At 55.2% G+C, this 16,866-nt stretch carries 18 protein-coding genes; 6 read left to right on the top strand and 12 right to left on the bottom strand.

What is annotated here, in order from left to right:
* Positions 1-675: 675 nt before the first annotated feature.
* Entirely contained in the window at positions 676-1,341 is a 666-nt protein-coding gene (locus tag V8689_RS01695) for a hypothetical protein (RefSeq protein WP_052491576.1), read from the bottom strand.
* A gap of 199 nt (positions 1,342-1,540) precedes the next feature.
* Here V8689_RS01695 and V8689_RS01690 point away from each other — a divergent pair, with 199 nt between their 5' ends.
* The 3 genes from V8689_RS01690 to V8689_RS01680 all read left to right on the top strand — a co-directional run bounded on the left by V8689_RS01690 (position 1,541) and on the right by V8689_RS01680 (position 2,799).
* Positions 1,541-1,807 carry a hypothetical protein gene (locus V8689_RS01690; RefSeq protein WP_042561603.1) on the top strand — a complete coding sequence of 89 codons (267 nt, stop codon included), beginning with the start codon at positions 1,541-1,543 and terminating at the stop codon, positions 1,805-1,807.
* On the top strand, positions 1,804-1,983 hold the full coding sequence (locus V8689_RS01685) for a hypothetical protein (protein WP_042561604.1): 180 nt from the start codon (positions 1,804-1,806) through the stop codon (positions 1,981-1,983). The genes V8689_RS01690 and V8689_RS01685 overlap by 4 nt, the downstream gene beginning before the upstream one ends.
* Positions 1,984-2,217: 234 nt before the next feature.
* A complete protein-coding gene (locus V8689_RS01680; protein ID WP_052491577.1) occupies positions 2,218-2,799 on the top strand; it encodes a hypothetical protein in 582 nt (193 codons plus the stop codon).
* A gap of 343 nt (positions 2,800-3,142) precedes the next feature.
* Here the strand turns inward: V8689_RS01680 and V8689_RS01675 are convergent, their stop codons facing one another.
* The 3 genes from V8689_RS01675 to V8689_RS01665 all read right to left on the bottom strand — a co-directional run bounded on the left by V8689_RS01675 (position 3,143) and on the right by V8689_RS01665 (position 8,247).
* Positions 3,143-3,856 (bottom strand): hypothetical protein, encoded by a 714-nt coding sequence (locus V8689_RS01675; protein WP_042561605.1) that lies wholly within the window; start codon positions 3,854-3,856, stop codon positions 3,143-3,145.
* Positions 3,857-3,973: 117 nt separating this feature from the next.
* A complete protein-coding gene (locus V8689_RS01670; RefSeq protein ID WP_042561606.1) occupies positions 3,974-7,279 on the bottom strand; it encodes a UvrD-helicase domain-containing protein in 3,306 nt (1,101 codons plus the stop codon).
* A 2-nt stretch (positions 7,280-7,281) separates the two neighbouring features.
* Complete coding sequence (locus tag V8689_RS01665) at positions 7,282-8,247, bottom strand: hypothetical protein (protein ID WP_096144210.1); 966 nt, start codon at positions 8,245-8,247, stop codon at positions 7,282-7,284.
* 261 nt (positions 8,248-8,508) lie between these two features.
* Here V8689_RS01665 and V8689_RS01660 point away from each other — a divergent pair, with 261 nt between their 5' ends.
* The gene (locus tag V8689_RS01660) at positions 8,509-9,483 is read left to right on the top strand and encodes a TauD/TfdA family dioxygenase (RefSeq protein WP_235378434.1); all 975 of its coding nucleotides are present in this window, start codon (positions 8,509-8,511) and stop codon (positions 9,481-9,483) included.
* 87 nt (positions 9,484-9,570) lie between these two features.
* Here the strand turns inward: V8689_RS01660 and V8689_RS01655 are convergent, their stop codons facing one another.
* Entirely contained in the window at positions 9,571-9,918 is a 348-nt protein-coding gene (locus tag V8689_RS01655; RefSeq protein ID WP_143129414.1) for a hypothetical protein, read from the bottom strand.
* 845 nt (positions 9,919-10,763) lie between these two features.
* Between V8689_RS01655 and V8689_RS01650 the strand changes: the two genes are divergently transcribed.
* Positions 10,764-11,324, top strand: coding sequence for an arsinothricin resistance N-acetyltransferase ArsN1 family B (locus V8689_RS01650; RefSeq protein WP_054895960.1), 561 nt, complete (start codon positions 10,764-10,766; stop codon positions 11,322-11,324).
* A 26-nt stretch (positions 11,325-11,350) separates the two neighbouring features.
* Here V8689_RS01650 and V8689_RS01645 read toward each other — a convergent pair whose 3' ends face one another.
* From V8689_RS01645 to V8689_RS01615, 7 genes are read right to left on the bottom strand one after another with little or no spacing between them, the layout of a single operon-like run.
* A complete protein-coding gene (locus V8689_RS01645) occupies positions 11,351-12,424 on the bottom strand; it encodes an ArsO family NAD(P)H-dependent flavin-containing monooxygenase (protein ID WP_054895961.1) in 1,074 nt (357 codons plus the stop codon).
* Between the two features lie 29 nt (positions 12,425-12,453).
* Entirely contained in the window at positions 12,454-12,876 is a 423-nt protein-coding gene (arsC, locus tag V8689_RS01640) for an arsenate reductase (glutaredoxin) (protein ID WP_032856855.1), read from the bottom strand.
* Between the two features lie 20 nt (positions 12,877-12,896).
* Positions 12,897-13,610, bottom strand: a complete 714-nt coding sequence (arsH, locus tag V8689_RS01635; protein ID WP_434520677.1) for an arsenical resistance protein ArsH — start codon at positions 13,608-13,610, stop codon at positions 12,897-12,899.
* 46 nt (positions 13,611-13,656) lie between these two features.
* Positions 13,657-14,127 carry an arsenate reductase ArsC gene (locus tag V8689_RS01630; protein ID WP_032856857.1) on the bottom strand — a complete coding sequence of 157 codons (471 nt, stop codon included), beginning with the start codon at positions 14,125-14,127 and terminating at the stop codon, positions 13,657-13,659.
* 16 nt (positions 14,128-14,143) lie between these two features.
* Positions 14,144-15,427, bottom strand: a complete 1,284-nt coding sequence (locus tag V8689_RS01625; RefSeq protein ID WP_054895962.1) for an arsenic transporter — start codon at positions 15,425-15,427, stop codon at positions 14,144-14,146.
* Positions 15,428-15,451: 24 nt separating this feature from the next.
* Positions 15,452-15,808: a metalloregulator ArsR/SmtB family transcription factor gene (locus V8689_RS01620; RefSeq protein ID WP_032856860.1), complete on the bottom strand. Its 357-nt coding sequence runs from the start codon at positions 15,806-15,808 to the stop codon at positions 15,452-15,454.
* Complete coding sequence (locus V8689_RS01615) at positions 15,805-16,227, bottom strand: arsenate reductase ArsC (protein WP_032856861.1); 423 nt, start codon at positions 16,225-16,227, stop codon at positions 15,805-15,807. Before V8689_RS01615 ends, V8689_RS01620 begins: the two co-directional genes overlap by 4 nt.
* Positions 16,228-16,356: 129 nt before the next feature.
* On the opposite strand from V8689_RS01615, the gene arsN2 reads away from it, so the two are divergent.
* Positions 16,357-16,818, top strand: a complete 462-nt coding sequence (gene arsN2, locus V8689_RS01610; RefSeq protein ID WP_032856862.1) for an arsenic resistance N-acetyltransferase ArsN2 — start codon at positions 16,357-16,359, stop codon at positions 16,816-16,818.
* The last annotated feature ends 48 nt before the right edge of the window (positions 16,819-16,866 follow it).

The following is a 16,866-nucleotide window of genomic DNA, read 5'->3' as shown; positions in this document are numbered from 1 at the left end:
GATTACATTAATCAAGATCTTGGCGCTTGGGAAGCCGCGCATCGAAACACGGATATTGGTGAGTCCGACTGTAGGAGGAGTGGTCGTGCGCAAATAAGGGCTTTAGGAGCTGCACAATGTTGTCAGCGACAGAAATGCTTCTTTCATGCGCTTTAGATTTCTAAAGCTGGAGGGCCGCTTTTGGCCGATTCTGTTGAAAAAGTCGGCCATGGTTTGCGCATCAGAAAAGTACGCGTCCGAGATTGAAATCTTTACTTTTGGCAGGGGCTTCCGGACTCGGATTTCACGTAGCTGCGTGCAAAAAAGGCGTTCTCACCAGTCAATGATCAGGCAGTTTGGGCAGACCGACTTTTTCAACAGAATCGGCCGTTAGCTGCCCCCAGCCGAGGGCAGCTATTGGTCGACTCCAGCCGGTCGAGGGCATGCAGTTCGCCGGTCAAGTCTCTTGCAAACGGGCGGCCAAGTGGAATGCAATTCTCCAGTCGCTACACCACAAGATTGATACCTGGCTGCGTAACAGCTGAAATTAGCTGGAGCCGGCGTCCTATGATCAGTGGCGGCCACACGCAGCCTCCTGCAGGGGCGCTCAATACACCAGAGAGACTTGATGCATCCTTGGCACGGGTACACACCCACAGCTGGCCAGGGACGTCTTCTCGCGACACCAAGCGACATCTACCCTAAAGCCATCATCTGATCGAGAGTGTTTTCGTCGCGAAAACTCATCATCTCGTTGAACAGCTCCTCTGGCAGTACCCGAGACGCTGGAAGATGATCGATAAGGTAAAGCCGGATAGTCTGGGTAAAGTGAGACGTAACCGCTGAGCGAATTCGATCTTCTAGCTCCTCTGCTTTGTACCCGCTGCCATAGTCGAATATGGCAGATCTCCATCGGCTTTTGAGGAGATGGAAGCTCAGGACATTTCTTGAGGCCTTGGCACTCGTTCTATGGTGGGGCTCTGCCGTGACTCTGTGGAAATAGGCTGAGTCGATACGGAACATCTCCTTCAATCCCGACCCTGAGTCATCCCAAAACTCTGGGATGACAAAAATGAGCCGCTGCAAGAAATCGTCCGATAGCTCGCGGGGAGGGGTTACCGTCACCAGCATATTCCCGACGTGCTCAGGAAAAGCAACGTCACGCTCCTTCCATCGAAAATCGAAGCTGATATGAAATTTCTTCATGTCGGCCTCTTCCGCTTGCTGCAGCTTTTCCGTCACCAGGTAGCGAAGGCCGTCGCTCACGGCTACCCCCGCATTTTCGACCATAGCCGAGTAATTCGCGTACTCCACTGGATCGAATCGGACGCTGATTGCCTTTTTGACTTTGCTCTCAGACACGTTTACACGCCTCGTAACGTTTACTTTTCAAAACAGGTGACAAACCCATGAGCAACGATTATGGTTGCTTCACCCGCCGATGTCGAGCCTACGCCGCAAACGTGTCGCAGCACTGGCAGGGCAAATGAGCCAGGCTCCCATGGACTGGCTCACCCATTCAGCAAAAAACTGGGCCAAGCCCACATACAGGACTTCACGAATGACGACATTCAACCCCCACATCGCTGCAGATCCTGCAGCACAACAGGCAGCAGCGCCTACCCCCGCTGCCGGTGAATACTCAGAGCAATACACGATGAAGCGCCAGCAACGCCTGTCACTCACCCAGGAGGAAGCCGATTCGGTAAACCGCCAACTTGATTTGATGGAGCGATGCACCGGCAAACGTATTTCCGTGAACAAGCTCATTAAGCAGGCGACTTTGCAGAAAGCGGAACAGGTTTTGGAACAGGGGAAAAATAAATGAGCCGCAAATCCGCTCCACCCGCCATCGCTGGCAAACCCATTTTGGTTACCTTTGGGGTCAACCAGACCGACAAAGTCAACAAAGCGGCCAACATGCTGAACAAGTCTCCACGCCAATTCATACTCGACTCGACGATGGAGGCCTGCGAATCAGCCGGCAAAGTACCTAAGCCTTAATGGCTATCGTGTTAGCAGTGCTCGGCGGCCTCTGAGGTATCCCACACCTTGAGTCATCGAGCCACCTGCACGATTCTAGGGATCACCCCGACTCAGCTTCTCCATCCAGAGTACTCGCCGCAGAAACCCAATGACCATCGGCATCACTAAATTCTGTAAAATGGGAAAGTGCGGTTCTGACACGGCCAGTCGTGACGTGAGAATGGAGCCATCAAGTAGTTAAGGATTGCTGGCATGTCACGTTTCAAGGCGCCGCCGCCTCAGGCGATACCGGTCGAGTTCGACCATCACGAAGATTTCAATATTGCTCACCCCTCCACAGGCCTGGAATCCTGGGGATTGGTGAAGGTCACCAGCCAGTTATTGCAACAGCCTGGCGGGGATATCTACCTCAGGGCGGGCAAGCACATCGGGCCCCACAAAGGCTTCGGTGTACGCCACATCTGGCAAGAGCGTGGCCATGACCTAGTAAAGTGGGGCTACCCAACGGTCTATGACGTACCGCGTTTTGTGTCCGACATCATCGTGCATGGCTCAAACATCGTTTGTGAGTTTGACTCGATGAAGGGGAACGAGCGACTGATCGTGCTCCGGGGTCGCAAAGGGTGTGCAGTATTAGCAGCTTGGCCTATCGGCGATGACCAGCTCTATTACAGCGTGGTGACGGCTTATCGCAACCGTACGCCGAACGGGAAAGCTGTCGGGATGATTGAGGGTTTTCAAATCCCAGAAACGCCAAAGGCGCCAGATTTGGCGCCCTTGACTGAAGAAGATATGCGGGATGGTAGTCGCAGCGCTTGCTTAGCTAACCCCTAGGGGTTGGGTCACATGCCAACAGACCGAAGTCTGATGCCGCTACCACACGGATGGCGTCTCCGTGCAATCCACACTCCAGATCCAATTTCGCCTGATGATCTCGGAGCCCTGCTCTTATTTCCCGCACACCCACTATAGCGTCACGACCTGCGTTATACAAGGTGAAATCCCATGATGGGAAGTGAGGGCTGGCTATTTCAGATGAAGCGGATGCCAACAAAATAGGGGCAAAACCACTTCAGTTGAGGCTTGAATCTCCTAATGCTCCCCGGCCCACGCAGACTTGGTACGCGAGCGATTGCTCACATCAGCCATAGCAACCTAGGCTGATGCTTGCTCGAATTCAGGGTACCGGCCTCTCGGGCTGCCAAAAATTACAGCTGAAGTTATTCAGGCCCCCGCCGTAGGCACTAGGCCTCACCGCGAACACCTCTGGCACCGCATCCCCATCGCCGCCATCGCGGAAGAACTCTCTCATAGAGAAAAGCGCCTGAGCCTTCAAACGCTCCCATTCTCGGTTAAGACTGTCTTCTAGATCCCTGGCTGCCTCCGCCGCGCTGGGCTTGCGCTTGGGCATCGGCAAGGTATAGCTGGGCTGAGGGGAGAATTCGTAGACGAACGTCAGGTGCCCGTGCTTCCAGTCCGAAGACGGTGACGCTCGCCAGCGGAATGACACTTGCACTGACAGTCGCTTGCTGAGATGGAAAGGCGGCCTGATCTGATCATCAATGAAAAACAGCTCCCCCTCTTTGTGCTCAGTTTCAAGCCGACCCTTCATCTGCTGCACAGCGTGAATGAGGTCATTGCCGGCATGCAGCGCATCCTGTCGAGTGCGTTCGCGCTTGGCATGGGCCTTGGCCTTGCCGTACTCAGCGATCGCTTGTTGGAATGCGTGAAGCTTGGTACCCACGTAAGGGCCACAGTCACTGAGCCCAAGGCCATGAATCGGCCCCATACGCTCTTCATCCAGGCACTTGCGCACAGCTGTCCGAAGCGCTGTCTCGTCTACGTCGCTGATTGCAGCTTGCTGATTACTCGGCAAGTTAATGTAGGTCATACCCAAAACTATCCTTGTGTAATGGTGGCCAAGCTACCGTCTCATCTCAGCGCACAGCTTTCCGCGTCTCTGAGAGATAGCCCCATGGCGATGAAACACAGAAGCCCTTGAGGTTGATCAGGGGATACTGGCACAGATGCTCAGATAGGCGCAGCGCCCACAATGCCGACCTCTGGAGGCGGATCGATCACCTGCGGCAAAACGTTGAGCCATCTTGTATACGGACGTGCTCGCGGCCTGCTTGGAAGGGCCATCCATCACGTACTGGTCAGTGATAATGGAGTAGATCTTCGCACTCGGCCTTCGAGAGCCATTGATATCGAGCATCATGGGCCGTAGGTGACTCAGGGTGTATGGGATCCCCGTCTGAGCTCGAATCCAGTGCAGCTGCCCTTTATCGACGAGCATCCAAGGGAGCTCAATGCGCACACCGTTGACTTCAGAAACCATCCCTTCTTCGACGGCACCGCCGACGCTGTTAACCACCACCAGCCCACGCTTGGCGGCGGCAATCGCATCATCCATCAAGCCAGGGTCTTCTGCCCTATCTGGAAGTCCGCGTAACGCCCATGCAGCTTGGAATGCCGTGTTGGGGTCAGTGCCGTCCCTCGCCACGGCCAACAGCATGTCCATAATCGCCCAGCGAGCACGGATCGAGACGTCGATTTCCTGCTCGGCAGTGAGCGCTAGCTCATAGCGATAGTGGTACTGGAGGGGACAGCTCATGTAGGCCTGGAACGCCTCATAGCTCACAGTGGGTACCACGGTGCTGCTAGCCAACGGCAGCGGTATGATGGGTGCGGGCGGTACCTTCACCCCCAAGCGCTTAACCAGACTAGTGGGAGCAGCGCGATTGAGCGGAACTGGACGTGGCCACCCACTGATCTCATAGAGATACAGGTAATCACGGGCCCGAGACAGGGCGACATAGAGCAGGTTATTGCGCTCTACCCGCTCTTCGAACATGAACTCTGACCCAGTGCTGTTCAAAACTTCGGGAGGGATGAGATCCAACCCCCGCACATCGTATGCATAGGGTCGATTGGCGCCGTATGACGCGTCGTCAACATCGGTGACGTGAACTGCTGGGTACTCAAGCCCCTTGCTGGAATGCACGGTCATAACGCTCACCGCATCCAGGACTCGCGCTTCAGGCGGTAAACCGCGATCCCCTAGTTTTTCTCCAATCCTACGGCGAAGCTCCTCGCGAAGCAGGAACTGGGAAAGCCGTGCCTGGCGGATATCTCCGTCACCATTGCGTACGGCATAGACGAACAGCCATGTTGCCAAGCGCTGAGTATGGGCCTGAATGGTCTGATCAGCAGGGTTTGGAAGACCGTAGCGCTGATCGAGCAGTACTTTGGCGACAAAATCCCAAGGCCTTGAATTCCGCTTGAGCCCTCTCAACAGCAACGCCAAATTTGACTTGGCTTGCTGGCCAGCGGGCGAGAGGCCTGGCGTAGGCAGCCATAGCCAACGGCCTCGCTGCATGCTCAATCCCGCGCCTTTGCGGGTCAGGAATATGAGGTGCTCAATGTCTTGGGGCGGCATTCGAAACGCTGGCTCAGAGATCAGCCCGACCAGTGAACGCGGCTGTCGCATACACAGCAGTTCCATCAGGCACAGCAGCTTCTTTATCTCAGGGCGCTGGCAGACATCGCCGATGTGCAGCACTGGCACATTCAGATTTTCAAGCGCTTCAACAATTTGCTCAACGTTTGCCGATTTGCGGCTGATCACGACTTGATCCCTGTACGGGACACCCCTCTGCACCAGCCCATCAATGCGCTGAGCGATGGTGACGGCTTGGGAGGGCTTGGAGTCGCACTCATACAGGGTAGGTATGACCCCGATCGAGGGACGATACGCCGTGACTGGTTCCAGAGGCATCCGGTCATTCAGTGCATGATGGATGCCTGCGCAGGAAAATAGCTCCAAGATCTCAGGCGTGCTTCGCCGATTCAGGTCGAGAGCGTAGCGGCGCACCGTTGCTCCTGGAATGGTGCTCAAGAACGTGGTGTCGAAGTGCATCAAGCTACGGATCGACGCGCCTCGCCAATGGTGAATGGCCTGACGCACATCACCGACGACCCAGAATGATTGAGCATTCAGCGCCAATTGACGAAGGAGGTCGACCATCACCTCGGTGACATCCTGATACTCGTCCACTAGTACGTGCGAGAAATGGTCGATGTACTGAGCAACGCTTGTTCTATCCCGCTTGGCCTGGGATGCAGGGAGGGCAATGAGGTCAACGTAGTCGACCAAATGCTCAGCTCGCATTGCTGTTTCGTACGCTTCAAACAGGGTGGCGATGTCTTCGCGCTCATTGGCTACATCCGGCTCGCAGGGCGGAAGTGCAGCCAAGCGCGTGCGGTAGTCGGCAACTGTGAGGCATTCTTCCTTGAGTCGTTTGATATGGCCCAGAACGCCAGGTAGCCAATCGTACGGGTTCTGTAGCCTCAGATAATACTTGAGCCGCACCTTGGGCAGCGTGCTCACCATCAGGCGAACTTGCATCAGCGGATCTGCGAGCCGAACGTCGGACTCCAGGCCGAAAATCTGATGGTATTTGCGAAGGAATTCGAGCCCGAATGCATGAAAAGTCCCGGCCCACACGTCGGCGGCTCCGGCGATGCCAGACACCTTCAGGCGTTCAACCAATTCATGAGCCGCCTTGTTCGTGAAGGTCAGCACCAAGATTTGGCTGGGAGGGATACCGCGCTCGACCAGGTGCTTGATGCGATGGATCAGTGTCGTCGTTTTACCAGTACCCGGCCCGGCAACAACGTTGACGAAGGTTTCGGACGCGGTAGCAGCATCGTGCTGCCCCTGCGTCATAAGCGGCAGAGGAGGAGGTGGAGCAGGAGGCAATATGGGGAGCAAAATGCCGTCGAATAGCTGAAGACGAACGATCTCCAGCGGTACCTCCAGAGTGGCCGCGATGACCGTGGCACCAGTACCGCTATGGAACAGTTGGCTTGCGACACCACGGGGTAGCAGAAGCTCACGAGCAAACACGTTTGCTTGAAGCTCCAAGCGCTCACGAGCACCGTATGCTTCCACCGCCACCGTAGCCTGACTCCCATAGGAATCCGTCATGCTGGTCAGATGAGCGACCGTCTGTGCAGGGCGATCGCCGTCGAGGTACCAGTGACCCAACTCATGGGCGATGAGATAGGCCGTTTCTCCTGGAGACACATCGTTGCGGATGTAGATGGTTTGAATTTCTCGCTTGAGCACCCCGCTGCCGCCACCCAACTCTGGGTGCCCGAAAGGTAAGCGCTCAATCGCGATTTCGAGCGTGTCCTCAACATGAGCCAAGAGCCCAGAGGAGCTGACGCCACCTAGAGAAGCGGCCAATCCGACCAGGGCTTCTCGGGTTTCGAATGCTTGCCGACGTGCCCGGTCGAATGGATTCACACTTAGCCCTCTAGGTTCAGGAGACGCTCTTGTTCCTCAGCCGGCAGCTGAAGCTCTTTGACTGCGACACTCCACGCCTTGCGTTCCGCTTGCACGGTGGGTTTTCCATCAGTCGCTTTGAAAGCTGGAACGCATTGGGTGGCGAACCGACGCTCCAAGGCTACCGACACAACATCCAAAGGCTTCTTCAAAACGACAGCCAGCTTCGCCAGGACTCGCGCAGGCGCCAGTACAGAACCACCAAGGATCATGTTGGTCAGGCCGCGTTGCTCACCTAGATCGATCTGAGGAGCGAGAGCACGGGCTTTTACCCCACTGACCTGCTCGATCGCCTTGATAGCCTCTACGACAACCTCATCACGGGTAATCGAATTAGTCGTTGCCTCACGCACAGCAGCAGCGTGAGGGCAATGGCTCAAAGCGTTGGCGAGAAGGAAGTTGGTGAATGATGACAACGAGCGCTCATATTCACCTGCGCGTAAGCGCGTTCTCATCACCAGACGCCTGTCAGCCCGGATGATCCAACTCTCCGAATCGGCACCTGCGTAATCATTGGCAGTGCGCTCGTAATCAGTCAGCAGCTCCGAAGGGTCTACTGTCCTTGATTCTTTATCGAACCGGGTCAGCCCGTCCTGCACCAGATCTCGCGCAGCGATCGACAGCGATACCCCACGGCGTTTTGCTACGCGTCTTACCAACTCATGAAGCGAGACCTTGGTAGTTAAACCAATTTGCAAGCGGGCAGCTTGTGTTCGTTCATCGGTGATTTTGGTAGTAGCGGTAGGTTGCATGGTCGCCTCCAAAGTCTGCTTATCCGCAGGCACTGTGCGTGAGACAGGTGGCATCGCTAACCGTTCGTCGGCTGGAACTTGAGGAATCAGTTCGACGAGTACGGACATCAAGCCAAGCAGCAGGTGCGGTTCGTCCTTGCCGGTGACCACTACAGGCTGGCCATTAGCCAGTGTCATCTCACACTCAATGCCCTGGGAGGTCTCCCGCAAGTGCATGAATGGCTTAAGGCAGGCTAGGAAACTAGCGCACCCTTGGAGATAATCGGCAGGCTGAAGCTTGGGCATTTTCATAGACGGATTTGGTCGCTGGTGAGATCGTGCGTGATAATCACGCTGACATACATCACTTTTATATCACTCGCGCGTGTAGGGACACAATTGATCCAGGCAATCTTTACAGAAGCAGTGCGTGTCGCAGTCAGCGAATGGCGAGCGAACGTGACCTACGAGCAAGTGCTTGAGTACCTGGCGCGCCCCGGCGATCTGGGGCGTGAGCTGCAGCCTGCGATCGAACGCGAGCTCAATAGCCGGGGGAGCAGCTGTGCAGAGGTGCAAGCCTTTGCATGGGCACAGCCTTGCCTGACGCTGGAGGGTATCTTCCGGCCAGATGACCTACCCGATACCCCTATTGATTTTTGCCCGGTGCCTGAAGCAGAAGGCACGGTCATTGCCCGAGTCACTGCGATCGCGTGCCTTGCGGCTATCAATTCCGCCACGGTTTCCTATGGCTCCGAGAACGGAGGCGATCTGTTCGTGAACCTGGTGGTGTTCCCGCCTGGCCGAGGTAAATTCACAGTCAAATCGGCGGACAAGATGAGTGGGCACACCGATGGAGTGACCTTCCCGTTGCGGGGATACCGCGACCCCCTGAATGAACGCATTGCACCCTCTCCAGACTTTGTGTGCTTGTCGGCACTGCGCAACCCGAAGCAAGTTCCGACTACGGTTATGCCTCTTGACCACCTCATGGCGCACTTGAGCCAAGAGCATATCGACGAACTCCAGAAGCCCCAGTACATCATTGGTTCGCAACTGACCTTCCAGGATGGGATGGTAGACATCCTGGGCGACGAACTTGATGTCGATGATGCGCAGCTTCTCTTCCAAATGAATGGAAGCTGGTGGATCCGATTCAGCCACAGCACCACGCAGATTGCTGACATCGGCCACAAGTCCGCGCAGGAGGCAATGGACGCTCTGAAACACGCATGTGCTGACTGCGCAATCGCTGTTCCTCTGCAGCCAGGTGATATCGCCTTGGTAAACAATCGCATTGCGCTGCATGGCCGCAGTGAGCCTGGAAGTGAATACGGCGAGCAAACACGCTGGCTCCTGCGCACCTACGGGCTAGAAATCACTGATATCGATCCTAGCCAGTGGCATGAGGGCAGCGACTTCAAGCTATACCCGTAAACCTCAGCGCTTGGGCTATCACAAATGAGCTCGTCCGCTGCAAGCCTCTGCAAGTCCGGAATCCGTAGGTGTCTCAACTGGACAAGGTCAAAGCCCCAGGTCTGCCGCAAAACGCTGGTCGCGGATTGAAGCAGGGGCATGCCCATCGATGATCAGCTTCTGCTGCAGATGGCGTACGAGATGCCAAGCCAAAGGTTCACGGATTTCCAAGCAACCGTCGAGCTGATGGAAACCATTGGAGCGCTGTGTAACAAGGGCCTCTCGAAGCGCAGTAAAGCCATCAACGCCGATGACCGACCTGTGAACACGGATAGGATTATTCAGCCCAGGACGACGCTCGTAGGCGCTTAAAAGCGATCGAAGGATTACAGGGAGATCATCCCCATAGGCTTCGCAGGCAAGAGACCAGAGCTGACCATCAGACAGTGGGGTCATAGGATCCGATGTCGGGCTCGCATTATCCATAAATTGGCAACATAGCACCCAAGCGCGGCCAGAATTCAGGTGCACCCTGTAAACCAATTTTTTAACGTGTTAATCACAGGAGTTTACAGTGTAAAAATTTGGTTTACAGGCTCGAATTTTCAAAGTGCGTACAAGGGTCAGCAAATGCATTTCGTTAGAAATATGACGGGGGCGGACGTTTGCAGACGCCTGTTGTACGAGACGGGTGGAATTTCAGACGGACTGATCCCAGCAAAAAAGCCCTATTGGTTTGACGTCAAAGCGTAAGCAGCAGCCTGCGGCTGCAAAGTAAAGCGATTTCTCCTTGGCCCCCGGCCCACCCATTCCAACCTCAAATTCACCTTCAGTCCTCAAAACCGTGTGATCTAGAAGCCGTAAATATCAGATGTAAAAGCCGGCGAAATCCTGTGAGAAAAGCGGTGCCTGGGCCACTGCCGCTTTTATCTTGCTCTCAAATATAAGAACTCCGTCTCGCTTAAAAATTTTCAAGAGGGGGGGGTGAAAATAAAATGGACATTGCCGACGAACGGTAAATAAATTGCCTATTTGTCAATCTGAGTTTTCACTCAAAAATCCTCGAAAACCTATAAAAAATGCTTTAAAGCAAGCGAAAACGCTAACATTTATGAGTTTCGATTCACCAAATGCGAATTTTGATCGCCTACGAGCGCGCCCAGCAGGTACATTGGCCATGCCGGTCGTTTCTGCCTCTAAGTCATACCAGTCACCGGCTTCAGTCAGAAATGCATCGCTGCGGCGAGCGTAGTTAGAATCCGAGTGCCGAACGACGGCTATTCAACGAGAGATCATTCACGATGGCTGTAAAGGGTTTGAAAATTCGTACGGCAGTAATCACCGACGCAGAAGCCATCCAGCGCATTTATGCTCCCATTGTTCTAAATACAGCGATCTCATTCGAAGAGACCCCGCCAAGCGTTGAGGAAATTGCTCAGCGGATAGCGACGACACTTCAGACATATCCCTACCTAGTGGCTGAAGATGATGGCGAGATCAAGGGCTACGCCTACGCAAGCCAGCACAGGGCTCGTCCGGCGTACCGATGGGCTGTTGACGTGACGGTTTATGTAGCTGAATCGGCTCGCCGGCAGGGAGTTGGCCGTGAGCTCTATGAGACCTTGCTTCCGATTCTTGATAAGCAGAGATTTCGCGCAGCGTACGCCGGAATTGCGCAGCCAAACGAAGGCAGTGTGGGCCTGCACGAGTCGCTGGGGTTCGTCCACATCGGCACATATCCGGAGGTAGGCTTCAAGCTTGGGAAATGGCACGACGTCGGCTACTGGCGACTCGGGCTGTGTCCGGCAACTCCTCCACTGGAGCCTATTCTCTTTCCTGAGCTTGAAGTCGCATCACAGTAGGCACACTCGATTTGCGTCGCGAGACATCAGGGTTCGCTAGTGAGATAGCTTTGGACTTGGTTGACTACATCCCGAGCGGTGCGGGTTACTCCGATCAATGTCGCAGAGGCGAGCCCCGTCCAATCGCCGTAACCCATCAGCCACAAATTGGGTGACGCAACACTTCGATTTTCGTCCACAGCCACTTTACCGTCCAGGCCTACAACGCCCAGGCTGCTCAGGTGGTCGAGCGCGGGAGAAAATCCCGTGCACCAGATGACAACGTCCACCTTTGTTTCGTCTCCTGATGACCACACAACGCCTGTCGAAGTGAAGTGCGTGAATGGCCGTACTGCGCTCAATACACCGCGTTCACGAGCGTCTTTCACCGATGACACCATTACGATGTCGCCCAACCCTCCAGCGGGCTGCTCAGGCTCCACACCATCCTGTTGCGCCTTCAATCGAGCAGTAGCTCGTTCGAACAGGACGCGCCCATCAACCTCATCAGGTAGAAACTTTGGGACTTCTTGAGTTACCCAGGTTGCCTGAGCCACTTTGGAAACCTCGGCGTAAATCTGGGCTCCCGAGTTGCCACCACCGACGACAAGGACAGTTTTCCCCTCAAACTCATCCGGCCCAACGTAATGAGCGGAATGAAGCTGCTGCCCTAAAAACAACTCCTGTCCGGGATAGCTTGGGATAAATGGGCGGCTCCAGGTGCCTGTTGCACTGATAACCGCTTTGGCCTCCCAGGCTCTGTCCTCGGAGACAACCCGTAATCCGTCTTCGATTTTCTCGACACGGTTTACCCGCGTGGATCGGATGATGGGAAAGTCATATCGACGCTCGTACAGAGTTAGATAGTCAATAACATCGTCCCGCCCAGGAGTCCCCTCGGATACTGCTGGCATGGGCCAGCCGGCAATTGAGCTCCAAGCAGACGGCGAGAATAGTCGGAGAGAATCCCACCCATGCCGCCAGGCCCCTCCCGGTGCTGACTCGGCGTCGAGTAATACATAGGAAAGGCCTGTACGCCTCAAGAAATAGGCTACGGTGAGCGCGGATTGGCCACCGCCAATGACCACTACATCAAATTTCGAGTTTTGATTCACCAGCATCCCCCCAGGCCCATCTGCTTTACATCGGTTTAAACCCTGCGGCCATTCTCATCAATGACGACTTGTCCGTCTTCTTTGACGAAGCTGCCGCGCTGCTCTTGCGGCAGAAGGTCGAGGACTGCCTCTGACGGACGACACAAGCGTGTGCCCAAGGGCGTCACGACGATGGGGCGATTGATCAGGATGGGGTGAGCCATCATGGCATCGATGAGCTGATCATCAGTAAGTGACGTATCGACCAGTCCCAACTCCTCGTAAGGAGTGCCTTTGATGCGAAGCAGGGCCCGCACCTCAATACCCATATCCTTGATCAACCTGACAAGCGTGGTGCGGTCAGGTGGGGTCTGTAGGTACTCGATAACAGTCGGCTCTTCTCCGCTGTTGCGGATCAGCTCCAAGGTGTTGCGAGAGGTGCCACATTGCGGGTTGTGATAGATCGTGATCTGGCTCATACAGTTTCCTCGCACTGACGTTAGATGGAGCGCTGGTTGACGCGTTTGGAAAGCTCTTCGGCGGACTCTTTGCGCTCGGAGTACCGATCAACCAAATAATCCTGGCGATCCCGCAACAGCAGGGTGAACTTCATCAGCTCTTCCATCACGTCCACGAGTCGGTCGTAGTACGAGGACGGCTTCATACGACCTGCCTCGTCGAACTCGGTAAATGCCTTGGCCACCGAAGATTGGTTTGGGATGGTGAACATCCGCATCCATCGGCCCAGTACCCGCAGCTGATTGACCACGTTGAAAGATTGCGAGCCGCCGCAGACCTGCATCACTGCAAGGGTTTTGCCTTGCGTAGGCCGTACAGCGCCCATCGCCAGCGGTACCCAGTCAATTTGGGCTTTGAATACTGCGCTCATGGAGCCGTGACGCTCAGGGGAGCACCACACCTGCCCCTCAGACCATTGCATCAGCTCGCGCAGCTCAGAGACCTTGGGATGTGTATCGGGAGCGTCATCCGGCAGCGGGAGACCTGATGGGTCAAAGATCTTGGTTTCAGCGCCAAACTCATTCAGCAGGCGTGCCGCCTCTTGCGTGACTAACCGGCTGAATGAGCGTTCTCGCGTTGATCCATACAGCAGAAGAATACGAGGTTTATGGAGCGATGGAGTACGAGGCGACAGTTGCTCCAGCGAAGGAATGTCGATCAGGTCGGCGTGTACGTTCGGCAATGCGTCTTGCATACAAACTCCTACGGCGGCGCCTGATTGGGGCCGCCTCGGTTGATCTTTAAAGCGAACCGATGCGATTCAATTCAGCTTTCAACTGGTCAGTGCTGATGGTCTTCAGTGGCAGCGCAAGAAATGCGCTCACGCGTTCGTGAATTTTGGCCAGTGTGGTTTCAAACGCTGCTGTGATCTCGGCTTCCGACCCGCTAGCCTCAGACGGGTCGGCCAGCCCCCAATGCGCCTTCAAAGCTGGGCCGAAAAAGATGGGGCATGCTTCTCCTGCAGCCCGATCACAGACAGTAATCACGATGTCGGGAGGCGAGCCTTCAAAAGCATCCGAAGCCTTGCTGCTTAGGCCCGCCGTAGAGATACCCGCTGCCTCAAGCGTCTGCAGTGCCCTTTGATTCACTCGGCCACTGGGAAAGCTTCCTGAGCTGACCGCTTCTACGCTTCCAGGCGCAAGGTGATTGAACAGCGCCTCGGACAGAATGCTTCGGCAGCTGTTGTGGGTGCACATGAACAAGACTTTCATCAGACGATTCCTTGATTCAAAAACTGAGGCGCAATGCCAGGGCAGACAAGGTGGCGACGAGGATAGGCAAGGTCAGCACGATCCCAGTCTTGAAGTAGTAACCCCAGCTGATCGTTATATTTTTCCGGGCGAGCACGTGCAGCCACAACAGAGTTGCCAAGCTCCCAATTGGGGTGATCTTCGGGCCCAGGTCGCAGCCGATGATGTTGGCGTAAACCATCGCTTGCTGGACAACACCATCGACTTCGGCGGCATGAATGGATAAGGCGCCAACCAGAACCGTAGGCATGTTGTTCATGATCGAAGACAGCAATGCTGTTAGCAGCCCTGTACCCAGGGACGCGCCCCAAACGCCATAACCGGCGAACACGTTCAGGATCTGCGCGATGTGGTCGGTCAGGCCCGCGTTCTTCAGGCCATAGACGACCAGATACATACCCAAGGAAAAAATCACCACTTGCCATGGGGCCTCTTTGAGCACCTTGCTTGTGTTGATGGCGTGACCACGAGCCGCGATGACATAGAGAATGAACGCACAGACCGCTGCAATGGCGCTGATTGGCACCCCCAATGGCTCAATGACAAAGAAGCCGATCAGGAGTAGTGCCAGCACCCACCAGCCGGCTACAAACGTGGCCCGGTCGTGGATTGCCTCGTCCGGATTGTTCAGTTGGTTGAGGTCATAGGTCTTTGGTAAATCTTTGCGGAAAAACCACAGCAGCATGGCTAATGTCGCTGCCACGCTGACGATGTTTACCGGCACCATGATCGAAGCATATTCGTTGAAGCCGATATCGAAGTAGTCAGCAGAAACGATGTTGACCAGGTTGGAAACCACCAGCGGTAAGCTCGCCGTGTCGGCGATAAAACCGGCTGCCATGACGAATGCCAAAGTAGCCGCAGGAGAAAAACGCAACGCCAGCAACATCGCGATCACAATGGGTGTGAGGATCAATGCTGCTCCGTCATTGGCGAACAGGGCCGACACCGCTGCGCCAAGCAGGACGATAAATGCGAACAGCTTGCGGGTGCTTCCGCCTCCCCATCGGGCCACATGCAGCGCAGCCCATTTAAAAAAGCCTGCCTCATCAAGCAGCAAACTGATGATGATGACCGCGATGAAAGTTCCGGTAGCATTCCAGACGATGCGCCAGACCTCGGGTATGTCTGCAAGAGTAACGACGCCTGCCAGCAACGCCACGATGGCACCCAACGTGGCACTCCAACCAACTCCGAGCCCTTTGGGCTGCCAGATGACGAGCACGATGGTGGCGATAAATATCAATACGGCAATCAGCATTTCGTTAATCCGGTTGGGCGTGAATCAGCTGCACACGGCCTGGTTGATCGGACGGTCGTTCATACCGCACAGGCGTTTAGTCTCGGTTTCCAGCCATTGCTGATTGGCGTCTACGACTTCTTTCAAAACCGCAGTTACCCACGCAGGCAAATCGGGGTTCAGGCGGTAGTACACCCACTGACCTTGCCGGCGATCCATCAACAAACCAGCAGAACGCAGCAGGGCCAAATGACGAGAAATTTTCGGCTGGTTCAGGTCGAGTGCCGCCGTCAGCTCGCAGACACACAGCTCGCCTTCGCTCACGACAAGCAGGGAAATTTTGGCTCGGGTGTCATCCGCCAAGCACTTGAATAACGTGGTGGGGTTCATGGGTTCTGTCATAGATCCTCCAGGTGTTTGGTCTTGACCAAAACGAAGAGCTTGATGCGCTCGTGGATGTCGTGGAGCGTGTGGCGAAATGCACCGGGATCATCGCTCGTTACTGGGTCAGGAAAGTCCCAGGCAATGACTTCACCTGCACTGGGCATTGGTAGGCACTCGCTGGCGGATTTATCGCAAAGAGTGATTACGTAATCGAATCGATCAGCTTGAAACTCGCTGATGGACTTGCTTCGCAGGCCCGTTGCATCGACTCCAACCACTTCCAACGCCTGAATCGTGCGCGGATCAACCTCAGAGGGTTGGGATCCTCCGCTGAAGGCCTCGAAGCGCGGGTCGGTGTGACGCAGCAAAGCCTCTGCGAGCTGGGAGCGGGCTGAGTTGGCAACGCACACGAAAAGCACTTTGATAGCAGGGGTCATGACTAGACTCGATGCATATGGAAAATCGAATATACGCTTTGGCAGATATTCGGTAAAGCGAATATGATGGCTTCGGCTTCGGCTTGAGCCGTAACAGTCCATGCAAAGCGGCACAAAGGAGATGAAAGGATGGAGACGGTGATGATGATCCAGGCAACGGAAATAGCCGCAGGGCAATGGCAGCGCTTTCGCGATGCACTGAAATCTGCTGACCTTCCATCAGACGATATTGATCTTCCTGGCCGAACCTTTTTTGAGTTCACGCTGGACAGTGAGACGGTCGCATGGGGAGGATTCGAAACGCATGGTACGGACGGGTTGCTGCGTTCTCTGGTCGTGGAGCCCGCATACAGATCGAAAGGGGTTGGAGCTGAAATGCTTCGAGTCATTGAAGCGATAGCCGCCGGGCAGGGAATCGCTCGATTTCATTTGCTGACAACAACTGCATCAGGCTTTTTTGAACGGCAGGGCTACGCACTGAACCAGCGAGGCTCTGCGCCGCCTCTGATTTCTCAGACGGAGCAGTTCAGGGGGCTTTGCCCTGGCTCGGCTTGCTACATGTGCAAGGCGTTACCGCTGGACGATGGCTGATTGTAGACGCTACCGATAACCTAGCAGCAGAAGGTTGGCCGATCATCC

The sequence above is a fragment of the Pseudomonas sp. AK181 genome, from assembly GCF_051122975.1.
Taxonomy (GTDB): Bacteria; Pseudomonadota; Gammaproteobacteria; order Pseudomonadales; family Pseudomonadaceae; genus Aquipseudomonas; species Aquipseudomonas lactis.
This window is presented reverse-complemented; position numbering and strand designations above follow the sequence as displayed.

Excerpts from the sequence above, each read along its gene's own strand:
- V8689_RS01680 (WP_052491577.1), top strand. The coding sequence starts at position 2,218 with ATGTCACGTTTCAAGGCGCCGCCGCCTCAGGCGATACCGGTCGAGTTC.
- V8689_RS01645 (WP_054895961.1), bottom strand. The coding sequence starts at position 12,424 with ATGCTGGTGAATCAAAACTCGAAATTTGATGTAGTGGTCATTGGCGGT.
- V8689_RS01690 (WP_042561603.1), top strand. The coding sequence starts at position 1,541 with ATGACGACATTCAACCCCCACATCGCTGCAGATCCTGCAGCACAACAG.
- V8689_RS01685 (WP_042561604.1), top strand. The coding sequence starts at position 1,804 with ATGAGCCGCAAATCCGCTCCACCCGCCATCGCTGGCAAACCCATTTTG.
- V8689_RS01675 (WP_042561605.1), bottom strand. The coding sequence starts at position 3,856 with ATGACCTACATTAACTTGCCGAGTAATCAGCAAGCTGCAATCAGCGAC.
- V8689_RS01630 (WP_032856857.1), bottom strand. The coding sequence starts at position 14,127 with ATGAAAGTCTTGTTCATGTGCACCCACAACAGCTGCCGAAGCATTCTG.
- V8689_RS01650 (WP_054895960.1), top strand. The coding sequence starts at position 10,764 with ATGGCTGTAAAGGGTTTGAAAATTCGTACGGCAGTAATCACCGACGCA.
- V8689_RS01615 (WP_032856861.1), bottom strand. The coding sequence starts at position 16,227 with ATGACCCCTGCTATCAAAGTGCTTTTCGTGTGCGTTGCCAACTCAGCC.
- arsC (WP_032856855.1), bottom strand. The coding sequence starts at position 12,876 with ATGAGCCAGATCACGATCTATCACAACCCGCAATGTGGCACCTCTCGC.
- arsN2 (WP_032856862.1), top strand. The coding sequence starts at position 16,357 with ATGGAGACGGTGATGATGATCCAGGCAACGGAAATAGCCGCAGGGCAA.
- V8689_RS01620 (WP_032856860.1), bottom strand. The coding sequence starts at position 15,808 with ATGACAGAACCCATGAACCCCACCACGTTATTCAAGTGCTTGGCGGAT.
- V8689_RS01625 (WP_054895962.1), bottom strand. The coding sequence starts at position 15,427 with ATGCTGATTGCCGTATTGATATTTATCGCCACCATCGTGCTCGTCATC.
- arsH (WP_434520677.1), bottom strand. The coding sequence starts at position 13,610 with ATGCAAGACGCATTGCCGAACGTACACGCCGACCTGATCGACATTCCT.
- V8689_RS01655 (WP_143129414.1), bottom strand. The coding sequence starts at position 9,918 with ATGACCCCACTGTCTGATGGTCAGCTCTGGTCTCTTGCCTGCGAAGCC.
- V8689_RS01665 (WP_096144210.1), bottom strand. The coding sequence starts at position 8,247 with ATGACACTGGCTAATGGCCAGCCTGTAGTGGTCACCGGCAAGGACGAA.